The sequence below is a fragment of the Nonomuraea sp. NPDC052634 genome (genome assembly GCF_040678535.1).
GTDB lineage: Bacteria > Actinomycetota > Actinomycetes > Streptosporangiales > Streptosporangiaceae > Nonomuraea > Nonomuraea fastidiosa.
Genome location: NZ_JBFATY010000001.1, coordinates 860,532 through 873,117, shown reverse-complemented (window position 1 = coordinate 873,117; position 12,586 = coordinate 860,532). Strand labels below are relative to the sequence as shown.

Genomic DNA, 12,586 nt, shown 5'->3' with positions numbered 1-12,586 from the left:
TCCGGTCCCGCACCTGACCGCCTGCCCGCTCCCGGACCTGACCGCCTGCCCGCTCCCGGACCTGACCGCCTGCCCGCTCCCGGACCTGACCGCCTGCCCGGTCCCGCGCTCTGCTCCGGCCCGGATTCGCCGCCCCGCGCCCGGTCGCGGGGCGGCCAGAAGCGCTCTGGTACTGTGACGTCCGCAGACGTGATCGTTAGATCTCCGGGTTCGTCCCGGGGAGGTGAGACCCATCACCGCCGTGTCAGGCCGGGTGCTCCCTTCCAGCGACCGTGCGGCCCACCGGGACTAGGTGACCGCGGGAGCGCCCGACGGCATCCCGAAAGGCTCCCATGCCAGTCTCCTCCTCGTCCCTCCCGAACGAACGCATCGTCGCCAGGCTGCGTGCCGCGGGATGCGTCTTCGCCGAGGACGAAGCCGCGCTGCTCGTCTCCACCGCCGCCACCGGCGCGGCACTCGCCGCCATGCTCGAACGCCGGGTCGCGGGCGAGCCCCTGGAACACGTCCTCGGGTGGGCGTCGTTCTGCGGGCTGCGCATCCACGTCGAGCCGGGCGTGTTCGTCCCCCGTCCCCGTACCGAGTTCCTCATCGGACGCGCCGTCGCCCTGGCCCGCGAGGTGCCGGGCAGGCCGGTGATCCTCGACATGTGCTGCGGCACCGGCGCGATGGGCGCCGCCATCACCGCCGCCCTCGCGGGCACGGTGGAGGGGCCGGCCGGGCGGGTGGAGCTGCACGCGGCCGATCTCGACCCCGCCGCCGTGCGCTGCGCCCGCCGCAACCTGCCCGGCGCGTGTGTCTACCAGGGCGACCTGTACGACCCCCTGCCCCCGTCACTGCGCGGCCGGGTGGACATCCTCATCGCCAGCCCGCCGTACGTCCCCTCGGAATCCCTCGCCCTCCTGCCCCCTGAGGCCCGGCTGCACGAGCCCCGCTCCGCCCTGGACGGCGGCGCGGACGGGCTGGACGTCGTACGCCGGGTGATCGACGGCGCCCCCTCCTGGCTGGCCCCCGGCGGGCGCCTGCTCGTGGAGACGAGCCGCGACCAGGCGGCGGCCACGGCCGCGGCGGTGTCGGCGGCGGGCCTGCTCGCCAGGGTCGCCACGTCGGAAGAGTTCGACGCCACCGCCGTCATCGGCACCCTCCGCCGCCCCACCTCCTGATCTTCCTCGGGAGCGGGACGCGGCGTCAGATGCCGTGGATGCGGCGGCCGGTGACGTGCTGGGGCGTGATGCGGATGTAGAGCGGCCGGTCGCCGCCCGCCCACGGCGTGACGCCCGTACGGGCCAGCTCGGGCGTGTCCTCAGGCGGCATGTGGTGCGCCGGCCCCTGGATCAGCACGCTCCACCCCTCCCTGGCGGCCTCGTCGATGTGGTCGATCTGGAACGCGATGACGATGTCCACGCCTTCGAGCCCCGTACGCAGGTCCTGGTCCATGGGCCCGCCCGTGGCGGTGCGGAAGACGATGGCCCCGTCGTGCAGCTTGTAGTTGACGGGCAGCACGGTCGGCCCGTGCGAGCCGTTGAACGCGACCCGCCCGATGCCGCCGGGCGCGATGAGCCGCAGCGACTCGGCCTCGTCCAGCGTCTCCAGGGTCGGGTGCGCGGTGGCGGGGCCGCGCCCGGGCGGCCGGTCCTGCCCGCCGCCGAGCAGCTCGTCCACCGTGGTCTGCAGCGCGTCGGCGAGCCGGTAGAGCACGCCGCCGTCGGGCGTGTCGGCGTGCTCTTCGAGGTATTCGAGATACCCCGGCGACATGCCGGCGCGCTCGGCGACCTGCTCGCGGGTCAGGCCGAGGCGTTCGCGGTGGTGGATGATGCGTCGTCCGAGGTCGCCGGTGCCGGACATGATGGCGTCTCCTAGCGTGAAGGTGCGGCACGCGGTCCCGTTCACGCGTGCCTCGTGGTGGTCGGCGTCGATGAACAGCCGCCGGCCCCGGTAGCAGACGGGCATGGACACCTGGCCGAGCCGGCCGGGCAGCAGCGGGTCGAGGTACAGCCCGTCGCGGTGCGGCTCCAGCCCGAGGTAGCAACGTTGCAGCAGGTCGAGGGTGCCGCCCATGGCGCCCAGGTGGATGCCTTCCGCGGTGGTGCCGCCCTGGACGTCATTGAGGTCGCTCTGCAGCGCCTCGATGAAGAACTCCCACGACCGTTCCCTGTCGAGACGGGCCAGCGCCCAGGCGTGCACGACGGCGCTGAGCGTGGAGCCGTGGCTGGTGCGCCTCAGGTAGTACGCGATCGTGCGGGGGATGAGGCCGTCGTCCACCTGGTAGCCGAGGTGCTGGAGCAGCCCGGTCAGCTCGTCGGCGGTCAGCAGGTAGCAGAGCATCAGCGTGTCGGCCTGTTTGGACGCCTTGTAGCGGTTGACGTCGTCGCCTTCGGCCTCCAGCGCCCGGTCCAGCCGGCGCACGCCCCGGTAGCGGCTCCAGTCCAGCTCGTCGAGGCCGGCGTAGCCGGTGAACTGGCTGATGACGCCGTCGTGGAAGTCGACCCGCAGCCGGCCGCCGACGTCCTCCCAGCGGGCGAGCTCCCCGGGGCGCAGCACGATGTCGGGGCAGATGACGGTGGTCTCCTGGGCGCGGTGCATCAGCCAGGCGGTCATCACGTTGGTGTAGGCGTTGTTGTCCAGTCCCGGCCGCTTGGCGCCCGGGCAGAACTCGTGGTACTCGTCGGGCCCCATGACGCCGCGGATCTCGTAGCGGCCGTCCACCTCGGTGGCGAGCGAGGCGAAGAACCTGGTGATCTCCAGCAGCAGCTCGGCGCACCAGGGCGGCATCGAGCCGGTGGCCAGGTAGTGCTGCCACACGTTGTAGGCGACGGCCAGGCCGACGTGCCGCTGCAATCGCGAGTGGTCGGGCAGCCAGCGGCCCGAGCTGGGGTTGAGGTGCAGGGTCTGGGTCTCCTCGCGGCCGTCGCTGCCGCTCTGCCAGGGGAACATGGCGCCGTCGAGCCCGGACTGCCGGGCGGCGTCCCTGGCCTCGGGCAGCCGCCGCCACCGGTAGCGCAGCAGCCCTTCGGACACCTCGGGGAGGCGCAGGCCGAGCCAGGGCTGCACGAACAGCTCGTCCCAGAACACGTGCCCCCGGTACGCCTCCCCGTGCAGCCCGCGCGCGGGCACCCCGGCGTCGAGGTCGGCGGTGTGCGGGGAGAGCGTCTGCAGCAAGTGGAAGATGTTCACGTGGACGAGCCGCGACAGTTCGGGGCCGTCCACGTCGACCTTGGCCCGGCTCCACAGCCGCCGCCACGCGGCCATGTGGCGGGCCAGCAGCTCGGGGAAGAACGGCGCCCTGCGCACGTGCCGCAGCGCCGACGAGCGGGGGTCGTGGCAGGCGTGGTCGCGCGACGACGTCAGCGCCACGGTCTTGACCAGCCGGACCGGCCGCCCCTCCGGCAGATCCAGGACGTGGTCGGAGCCGATGTGGTCGCGCGCGAGCACCGGCCGCGCCGGCGGGCCCGTCTCGGCGTCGATCCTGGCGGCCAGCGCCACGGTGATCCGCGACGAGCGGGTGACGGCCGTCAGCCAGGCGAGGTGGTCCTCAGAGCCGGTCTCGTGGCAGGTCAGGTGGTCGCCGCGCAGGTCGCGGTAGCGGGCCACGCCCTCGTTGGCGACCCGTCCCTCCAGGGCGGCCCGCACCCGCAGCGGTCCCGACCAGTTCTCGGCGGTGAACGTGTTCTCCTGCGCCGCGAGGTACGGGTCGTCCATCGACACCAGGCGGCGCTGGCGTACGAGGGTGACGCGGCCGTCATCGTCGCGCCAGCGCAGCTCCCGCAGCAGCACGCCGCGCCGCATGTCCAGCTCGTGCCGGTAGAGCAGGAGATCGGCCGTCTGCGGCCGGAACCAGTCGCCGCCGGGCGTGGCGAACCACAGCGGCAGCCAGTCGGGCAGGTTGACCATGTCCTCGTTGGTGACGCTGTGCCCGGCCACGAGCGAGTCGATCCTGTCGTAACACCCCGCCAGATACGTGCCCGGCGTGCGCGGCTCGCCGTCGGGCGTCGCGCCGCGCGTGGCGAAGCGGCCGTTGCCCAGCGTGCACAGCGCCTCGCGCAGCCCCTCGCTCTCGGGGTCGAACCCCTCGTACGTCAGCGTCCAGGCGCTCATCGCCGGCCCACCGGCACCCGCCCCGCGACGTCGGCCTCCGCCAGGTCGGACACCACCGCGTCGGCCCCGGCGGCGAGCAGCGCGGCGGCCCGCGTACCCGTCCTGTCCACCGCGACGATCCGCCCGAACCCGCCCCTGCGGGCCGCCTCGACGCCCGGCACCGCGTCCTCGACCACGCCCACCGCCAGGGGCGGCAGGCCGAGCCGCCGCGCGGCCTCCAGGAACAGCGCCGGATCCGGCTTGCCCGGCGCGCCGAGCCTGGCCGCGTCCGTGCCGTCCACCAGCACGTCGAACAGGTGCAGCACGCCCGCGGACGCCACCATCGCCCGGCAGTGCCTGCTCGCCGACACCACCGCGGTGCGGCAGCCGCGCCGCCGCAGGTCGTGCAGCAGCTCGACCGTCGAGGGGAACGCGGCCACGCCATGCTGTTCGATCTCGCTGACGAACAGCTCGTCCTTGGCCCGGCCGAGCCCGTGCACGGTCGGCGCGCCCGGCTCGTCGTCCGGCCCGCCCTCGGGCAGCGAGATGCCGCGCGAGGCCAGGAACGTGCGCACGCCGTCGAGCCGCGGCCGCCCGTCCACGTAAGCCAGGTAGTCGCCGGGCACGTCGAACGGCGCGGAGCGGCCGCGCAGGAAGCCGTCGAACACGTGCTTCCACGCCGCCGCGTGCACCCGGGCGGTGTCGGTGACCACGCCGTCGGTGTCGAAGACGACGGCCCGCAGGCCGGTCAGGTCGAAGGTGGTCATGCCGGGACGCTACCCGCGCAGGCCCGCCTCAGCCATGGACCTTGGACCTCACCTGGCGGGACCTTCGCAGGCCGCGGACGCGAACCACCACCGCCCCGGGTACGTCTACCTCATCAGACGGCCCTTGAGCAGGAGGTACCGCATGGAAGCGATCACCCGGCGCGTGCTGCCCCTGCTGGCCGCGATCACCCTCGGCGCGGCGGGCTGCGCAGGCGCCTCCGGCGGGCAGGCCACCGCCAGGGTCGGCCCGGGCGGCGAGCCCACGCCGTCCGCCACCGCGCCGGTGCCCGCCTCGGGCACACCCGCGCCGTCGGCCACCGTTCCCGTGCCCACCTCGGGCAAGCCCTCGCCGGCCCCGCAGAAGTCCGGCGCCTCGGCCTCCACCCGCCTGCTCATCGCCGGCCGCTACCAGCCGCTGTGGCCGTTCTCCGGTACCGACGAGGTCGCCGCCTGGCAGCGCGCCTACCAGGCGGACGGGCACCAGCCGTGGCACCTCGACCCCGCCGAGACCGCCATCGCCTTCTCCCGCGACTTCCTCGGCTTCACCGAGATCGACCAGGTCGTCAAGACGGTCGTGGACGGCGAGCACGCCCGCGTCCACGTCGGGCTGAAGGGGGAGGGGTCCGAGCCGATGGTGGCGGCCGTGGTCCACCTCATGCGGTACGGCTCCGGCGACCAGGCACCCTGGGAGGTGGTCGGCACCGACGACACCACGCTCTCGCTCACCACGCCCGCGTACGGGGCCTCCGTCACGTCGCCGCTGACCGTCGGCGGCCGCATCACCGGCGTGGACGAGAGCATCAGGCTGCGCGTCCTGCGCCCCGGCGCCGACGCTCCGCTCGGCGAGCGCTGCTGCGTGGCCGCGGGCGGCGAGAAGGCGCCCTGGTCGGCCACGCTGTCCTTCAAGCCGGATCACGGACGTACGCTGACCGTCGTCGCCTCGACCGGCGGCCACGTCGCCGAGGTCGAACGGTTCGCGGTGACCGGGGTGACCCTGCCGGAGTGACCGGGCGACCCTGCCGCGGTGACCGGGGCCGGCCTGGTGCGGTGACCGGGAATCGGCCTGACGCGGTGGCCCGGCACCCGGCCGTACCGGACGTGCGATAGTAAGTGAACGCACATTCGGTAACGCGTTTTCCCCGGAGGCACCACCATGGGCAGGCCCCGCACGACCAGCGACGAGGCGATCCTCCAGGCCACCGCCCGCGCGCTCGGCAGGCACGGCCCCCAGGGCCTCACGCTCGCCGCCGCCGCGAGCGAGGCCGGGCTCGCCCCCGCCACGCTCGTCCAGCGGTTCGGCTCCAAGCGGGGACTGCTGCTCGCGCTCGCCGCGCACGCCGCCGACACGGCCGGGCGTCCGTTCGAACAGGCCAGGCAGGAGCACGGCTCGCCGCTGGAAGCGCTCCGCGCCGCGCTGATCCACCTGTCGGAAGGCGTGGCCACGCCGGAGGACCTCGCGGGCAGCCTCGGCTTCTTGCAGCTCGACCTCACCGACCCCGAGTTCCGCGCACACGCCGCCGAGCACGCCCGCCGCGTACGCGACGAGATCGCCGCCCTGCTCGACGCCGCCGTCACCGGCGGCGAGCTGGCCACGGGCACCGACGCCGCCGCGCTCGCCAAGGCCGTCCACGTGGCCTACAACGGCGCGCTCATCCTGTGGGGGCTCACCGGAGACGGGCCGCTGCCCGCCGCGATGGCCGAGGCCATCGACCAGGCACTCCGCCCCTATCTGACCGCCTGAGCTCTGGCCGCCTGAGCCTTGGTTGCCTGATCCCTGACCGCCTGACCCCTGGCACCCTGAGCGCTGGACGCCTGAGCTCAGGGCGGCTGAGGCCGGGAAGACAGCCGACCGCCGGTCACGTCTAACCTGGCGGTCGAAATCACTCGAATCCGCGACGCACCGGACTCAGACGGGACCGGCGGCCCCGACGCGAGAGATGATCGACAGGCGAACGACCAGCGCGACGCTTCGAGGTGTTCATGAGTCACGTGGAAGAGACGGCAGAATCCGCGCCGGGCTCGCTGGCCGAGCTGGCCCGCCGCTACGGCCTGCGCCCCGCCATCGCGCGGCCGCCGTTCCCCGTCTACCTGCGCCAGCTCTGGCAGCGGCGGCACTTCATCCTCACCTACGCCATATCACGTAACGTCTCGAAGTACTCGGGCTCAGCGCTCGGCCAGCTCTGGCAGGTCATCACCCCGCTGCTGAACGCCGCCATCTACTACGTGATGTTCGGTCTCATCCTGGGCGGCAGAGCCGGGGTGGAGAACTATCCGGCGTTCCTGCTCACCGGGATGTTCGTCTTCACCTACACGCAGCGCACGGCCACCGCGGGCGCCAAGTCGATCTCCGGGAACCTGTCGCTCATCCGCGCCCTGCACTTCCCGCGCGCCTCGCTGCCCCTCGCGTACACGATCCAGGAGCTGCAGCAGCTCGCCGTCTCCATGAGCGTGCTGCTGGTCATCGTGGTGATCACCGGTGAGCCGCCCAACTGGTTCTGGCTGATGATCCCCGTCGTGCTGGTGCTGCAGACGCTGTTCAACATCGGGGCAGGACTCATCCTCGCCCGGCTCGGCTCCCAGGTGCGCGACCTCAACCAGCTCCTGCCGTTCATCATGCGCACCTGGTTGTACGCCTCAGGCGTGTTCTTCGCCATCCACGACAAGGTGGTCAACAGCGCCGGGCTGCCCGAATGGGTGGCGACCGTGATGTACCTCAACCCGGCGGCCTCGTACATCGAGTGGATGCGCGACATCCTCATCGGCAGCCACACGCCGCCGCCGATGGTGTGGGCCGCGTGCCTGGCCTGGGCGGTCCTCGCGCTCGTCATCGGCTCCTGGTACTTCTGGCGCGCCGAGGACCGCTACGGCCGCGGCTAGGAGCCGCTTCCGCAGATGAAGCCTGCCCGGCTCACCGCGATGAGCCGGGCCCGCCTCACTTGCCCGTACGGCTCGTCGTCTTGCGCGGAACCCGGGTCTCCCCCTCGCTCGGCGTCTCGACCAGCGGCGTGTCCACGAGGTGCTCGACCAGGAACCAGACCTGCATCTCGCCGGTCCTGATCACCTCGGAGACCAGCAGGTCGTTGGTGCCGTCGTCACCCAGCTCGGCGGCGCGCGAAGCCGCGTCCCGCGCCGCGAGCAGGATGGTCTCGTGCGCCTCGACCAGGCGCGAGAGCATCGCCGGCACCTCCTCGGCGCCGTTCGGCGGACGCGGGACCACGGTGATCTCGGCGACGTGCCGCGGGTCGCCGACCGCGATGCCGCCCAGCGTCTGCACCCGCTCCGCGATCTCGTCGATCAGCTCCAGCTGCTCCTTGGCGTGCTTGTCGAGCAGCAGGTGCAGCTGGTAGAAGGTGGGGCCGCGCATCAGCCAGTGATGCTTCTTGTACAGGGCGTACAGGATCTGCGTGTCGGCCAGGATCTGGTTCAGCCGCCCGCAGGAGTAGTGGCGGGCCTCCTCGGACAGGGCCAGCGGCCACATCCGCACTGTGCCGAATTCCTGGATCTCGGTGCCGTCCACGTGCAGCCACGGCTGGCTGCTCGCTTTCTTGGACGCTTTACTGCCTTTGGGTGGCACGATCATCTCCCGGTGCGGTGGTTTTGAGCCGGTCCGACCTCGAACCTTCCCGTACGTCCGCCGATAGAGCCCTAGCCTGTGCCAGCGCACGGCAAAAGCTTGTTCACGCCCGGATCAGCTCATGATCGGGCGGCGGGGGAGCCAGACCGTGCCGCGTCCGTACGGACAAGCCGTCGCGGCGCAGCACGTAGCGCGGCCTTTCACCGTCCAGCAGCGCGTCGAGCGGCCTCCAGACGTGGACCCAAGCCGGCACCGAACGCCGGCAGCGCTGCGTCCCGGCGCTCGTCCAGCACGCAATGGCAGCCGCTCCTCCAATCCCAGCCGGCCGAAGCCGAGGTCGGCGGGCGGGAAGCGGGGGACGAGTCCATGCCTTGGCCGAGGCGGAGTCGGATGCCTCGTGGAGGGGCGATATCGGATTGCCTTGGGTGGTGTGGCGCTGTCAGGCTCTCCGCCATGCCCGCTTTCTCCGCCTTCGACGGCACCACCCTCGCCTACCACGAGTCCGGCTCAGGCAGCCCGCTCATCTGCCTGCCGGGCGGGCCGATGCAGCACTCCGGCTACCTCGAAGACCTCGGCGGCCTGTCCGCGCACCGGAGGCTCGTCAAGCTCGACCCGCGCGGCACGGGTGATTCGGCCACGCCCGACGACCCCGAGACGTACCGGTGCGACCGGCTCGTGGACGACGTCGAAGCCCTGCGCGCCCACCTCGGGCTCGACCGCCTGACCCTGCTCGGCCACTCGGCGGGCACCAACCTCGCCCTCATGTACGCCACCCGCCACCCCGCCCGCGTCGCCGCCCTCGTCCTCGTCACCCCCAGCCCTCTGGTCGCCGGCATCGAGGTCACCGGCCAGGAACGCCTCGAGGTCGCCCGCCTGCGCGCCGCCGAGCCGTGGTTTCCGCAGGCGTACGCGGCGTTCGAAGCCATCGTCGCCGGCACCGGCACCGACTGGGACGTCATCGACCCCTTCTTCCACGGCCGCTGGGACCACGAGACCCGGCGCTACCAGGCGTCCCAGGCCGCCGCACGCAACGACGAGGCCGCCGCCGTTTTCAGTTCCGCGTACGACCCTCCCGCCACCAGGAAGGCGATGGCTGCGCTGCGCATGCCCGTGCTCGTCCTGGCAGGCGAGGTCGACGTCAACACGCCGCCTGTTGCCGCCTCCCGGCTCGCCGCGCTGCTTCCGGGCGCCGAGCAGGCCGTCCTGCCCGCTGCCGGGCACTTCCCCTGGCGCGACGATCCGTCCCGCTTCGCCGAGACGATCGAAACGTTCCTCAAGACCGCTCTGTAGCGGTGGCCAGGCCGCACTTGGAGGTGAAGCCGTCCCGGCGTGGAGCCACACCCGGCGACAAGGCCGCACTCAGCGGTGAGGCCGAGTACGGCGGTGGGGCCGCGCGCCCGAAGGGAAGACCGCGCCTGACGGGGAGGCCGCGCCTGATGGCGGTAAGGCCGGGTCCGGGGCGAGGTCGCGTCCGGTGGGAGGTGAGCCGCTGGCGCTGCTGTGGCAGGCGTACGAGGCCGCCATCGGGCTCGGGGGACTGGCCGTCGTGGTGCTGGCGGCGGCCCTGTGGCAGGCCGCAAGCATGTGCTGCAAGCAGCGCCGGCCGTACTCGCCGCCACCGGGCTGGTGGGCGTGGCCGTGGTGGCGATGCTCGCCGTTCGGGACGGCTTGTCGGCCCGGTTCCGGTTCAGGAGGTTGGAGGCGGCGGACGCCCCGTGTCGCCGCTGTCGTTCACCGCCGTCTGCGTGGTGGCGGCGCTGCTGCTGTGCTGGACGCACGTGCTGCGCGCCGGTGGCGCGCGGCGCGCAGCACGTGCGACGCCCCCGTGATCGGCCCCGAGATCAGATACCGTGATCAGCCCCGAGAGCAGATACCGTGATCAGTCGCCGTGACCGGCCGTCGTGATCAGCCGCAGTGATCACACGCGGTCCGCGGCGATCAGCAGGTACTGGAAGCTGCCGCTCTTGTACGCCTCCAGGAACGCGTTCTCGATCCCCGTGGCCAGGTGCGTCCTGGCCCGCAGCTCCCAATAGGGGATGGTGGCCGCGGTGAGGTCGATGACGCTGACCGGGACGAGCCGGTTGGCCGCCATCTCCTTGAAGTACGTGCTGCGAGGATGGATGTCGCAGATGTAGTGGGCGTTGATCTGGCTGATGGCCCGGGAGGGCAGACTGTAGGCGTCGTTGTAGCAGCCGGTGATGCAGACGTACCGGCCGCCGCGCGCCAGCAGCCTGGCGTGCTCGGCGAACAGCAGCGACAGTTCGACGTACATGGTGCTCTCGTTGTTCCAGGCGGCGTGGAAGGCGCCGGTCGGGAAGCCCGTGTCGAGCATGTTGCGGAAGTGGAAGCGCACCCTGTCGGCGACGCCGCGCTCCTCGGCCTGCCGGTTGGCGAAGGCCACCTGCGATTCGGAGATCGATACGCCGTCCACCTCGCAGCCGAACCGCAGGTGGGCGAGGAGGCTGGAGCCGCCCCTGCCGCACCCGGCGTCGAGCACGCGATACTCGGGGCGCGGTGGCCCGAGGTGCGCCATCAGCGTCTCGGCCTGGGCGGTCTCCAGCCGGTGCAGCTCCTTGACCACCCGGCTCTCCCGGGTCGCGGCCGGGCCCTCCAGCACCGACCAGTCCACCTCACCGATCCCGTAGTGATGGTGGTAGAGGCCGTCCACCTCGCCGAGGCGCAGGTTGACCGGGTTCTCCTCGGTGTTCCAATAGTCGGCGACCGACTGCTGGTAGCGGCTGGTCAGTACGGGGGCGGCGGGCGGCGTCATGGTCATCAGCGGGCTCCTTCTCGGTGTTGGAGATCGGGACGGCGGCGCGGACAAGGACGGGACACGGCGGCTCTGGCAAGCCGGTCATGAACGGGCGGTCAGGACTGGTAGCGGCTGGAGCTGCCGTGCCATTCGAGGCACCCGGCCATCCACGCCTGCGCGCCCCGCAGGAACCGCTTGAGCTCGGGGGAGGGGATCGCGGACAACGCCTGCCGGCTCTGCTCGAACCCGCGGACGAAGTGGTTGTGCAGGTGAACGGCACGCTCGGTGGCCTCGCGGGCCGAGCAGCCGTCCTCGGCGGCCATGAGCAGGATGACGTTGGAGTCGGGCAGCTCGTCGGCCGCCTCCTTGGCCGCCGAGTGCAGGTCGTTGACGAGCACGCTCGCGGTGCCCGCCTGCATGAGCGCGGTGTGGAAGCGCGGCTCGCCGAACAGCTCGGCGGGCAGCCGGTAGCCGCCGACCAGGTCGATGAGGGTCATCGAGGTGTAGAAGCTGTCGTGCTGGCGGGCGGCGAGGTAGCGCCAGACGGGCGGCGGAGCCTCCAGGTAGCGCCAGGCGGCGTACGCGGCCCAGCTCACGTACATCTGGCTCGTGATGTTGCGCACCCGCATGATCTGGGAGTCGGTGGCGTGGCGGGCGACGTGGCTGAGCGCCGAGCGCAGCGCCACCAGCACCGGATCGGCGGCGATCGCCGCCTCGAGCTGCTCGGTGTAGCGGCCCGCGTCGGGCGGCGGGTCCATCGCGGACGTCACCAGCGCCAGCCGGGGCGGCAGCTCTGTCGGGGTGGCGCCGAGGTCGGTCTCGTCGGCGTAGTAGTCGTCGGCGGCCCACCAGGCGGCGTTCATCTGGGCGGCGACCAGCAGGCGGTCGGGATCGTCGGTGTCGGGGTGCGCGAGCATGGCCAGCCGGCCGAACCCGGTGGCCGCGAACTCCTCCATCCTCCCCTCGTGCAGGCCGATGCGCCCGGCCCACGCCACCAGCCGCCGGTCCACCTCCGCGCCGAGCGCGTCGTCCACGCGCACGGTCTCGGGGCAGTACAGCGGCGGGTACGTCCCGGTGCCCCACTCGCGCTCCTGGTAGGGCAGCGGCGTCAGGTCGTACCCGCGCGGGCCGGAGATCGGCGGAGCGGCGGGCTCGTGACCGTCCCCCTCCTCGTACGCGCGCCGGTGCGGCAGCAGCGCGGCCCGCGGGCTCGACGAGGACGCGCCCAGCCCGGCAGGTCCGGCCAGCAGCCGCGCCACCGCAGCGTCGTGGGGAGATATTTCCGGCATGTCACGCCTCTTCCTCGGGCTGGGTTCGGCCGGTCAGGGGATCTCCGGGTGTCGGGCCGGTCACGGGGCCTCTTGGGACCGGACCGGTCGCGGGCTCTCCTGGGGTCCGACCGGCCGCGGGTCCTCTCGGGGT

At 72.6% G+C, this 12,586-nt stretch carries 10 protein-coding genes; 5 read left to right on the top strand and 5 right to left on the bottom strand.

Translation table 11 applies throughout. The annotated features are described in order from the left end of the window. Nucleotides 1–332 precede the first annotated feature (332 nt). Complete coding sequence (locus AB0K67_RS04120) at nucleotides 333–1,160, top strand: putative protein N(5)-glutamine methyltransferase (RefSeq protein WP_364052516.1); 828 nt, start codon at nucleotides 333–335, stop codon at nucleotides 1,158–1,160. Nucleotides 1,161–1,185: 25 nt separating this feature from the next. Here AB0K67_RS04120 and AB0K67_RS04115 read toward each other — a convergent pair whose 3' ends face one another. Both AB0K67_RS04115 and AB0K67_RS04110 read right to left on the bottom strand, forming a co-directional pair. After that, nucleotides 1,186–4,092: a pyridoxamine 5'-phosphate oxidase family protein gene (locus tag AB0K67_RS04115; protein ID WP_364052513.1), complete on the bottom strand. Its 2,907-nt coding sequence runs from the start codon at nucleotides 4,090–4,092 to the stop codon at nucleotides 1,186–1,188. Next, entirely contained in the window at nucleotides 4,089–4,838 is a 750-nt protein-coding gene (locus tag AB0K67_RS04110) for an HAD-IA family hydrolase (RefSeq protein ID WP_364052510.1), read from the bottom strand. The genes AB0K67_RS04115 and AB0K67_RS04110 overlap by 4 nt, the downstream gene beginning before the upstream one ends. 142 nt (nucleotides 4,839–4,980) lie before the next feature. On the opposite strand from AB0K67_RS04110, the gene AB0K67_RS04105 reads away from it, so the two are divergent. The 3 genes from AB0K67_RS04105 (at nucleotide 4,981) to AB0K67_RS04095 (ending at nucleotide 7,715) form a co-directional block, all read left to right on the top strand. After that, nucleotides 4,981–5,844 carry a hypothetical protein gene (locus tag AB0K67_RS04105; protein ID WP_364052507.1) on the top strand — a complete coding sequence of 288 codons (864 nt, stop codon included), beginning with the start codon at nucleotides 4,981–4,983 and terminating at the stop codon, nucleotides 5,842–5,844. 147 nt (nucleotides 5,845–5,991) lie between these two features. Continuing rightward, nucleotides 5,992–6,579, top strand: a complete 588-nt coding sequence (locus AB0K67_RS04100; protein ID WP_364052504.1) for a TetR family transcriptional regulator — start codon at nucleotides 5,992–5,994, stop codon at nucleotides 6,577–6,579. A 239-nt stretch (nucleotides 6,580–6,818) separates the two neighbouring features. Next, nucleotides 6,819–7,715 (top strand): ABC transporter permease, encoded by an 897-nt coding sequence (locus tag AB0K67_RS04095; RefSeq protein ID WP_364052501.1) that lies wholly within the window; start codon nucleotides 6,819–6,821, stop codon nucleotides 7,713–7,715. 55 nt (nucleotides 7,716–7,770) lie between these two features. On the opposite strand, the gene AB0K67_RS04090 is transcribed toward AB0K67_RS04095, so the two are convergent. After that, nucleotides 7,771–8,418 carry a DNA starvation/stationary phase protection protein gene (locus AB0K67_RS04090; protein WP_364052498.1) on the bottom strand — a complete coding sequence of 216 codons (648 nt, stop codon included), beginning with the start codon at nucleotides 8,416–8,418 and terminating at the stop codon, nucleotides 7,771–7,773. Nucleotides 8,419–8,865: 447 nt separating this feature from the next. On the opposite strand from AB0K67_RS04090, the gene AB0K67_RS04085 reads away from it, so the two are divergent. Next, nucleotides 8,866–9,702 carry an alpha/beta hydrolase gene (locus AB0K67_RS04085; protein WP_364052495.1) on the top strand — a complete coding sequence of 279 codons (837 nt, stop codon included), beginning with the start codon at nucleotides 8,866–8,868 and terminating at the stop codon, nucleotides 9,700–9,702. A 628-nt stretch (nucleotides 9,703–10,330) separates the two neighbouring features. Here the strand turns inward: AB0K67_RS04085 and AB0K67_RS04080 are convergent. Further along, nucleotides 10,331–11,188, bottom strand: coding sequence for a geranyl diphosphate 2-C-methyltransferase (locus AB0K67_RS04080; RefSeq protein WP_364052492.1), 858 nt, complete (start codon nucleotides 11,186–11,188; stop codon nucleotides 10,331–10,333). Nucleotides 11,189–11,280: 92 nt separating this feature from the next. Beyond that, a complete protein-coding gene (locus tag AB0K67_RS04075) occupies nucleotides 11,281–12,453 on the bottom strand; it encodes a family 2 encapsulin nanocompartment cargo protein terpene cyclase (protein ID WP_364052489.1) in 1,173 nt (390 codons plus the stop codon). Between the last annotated feature and the right edge of the window lie 133 nt (nucleotides 12,454–12,586).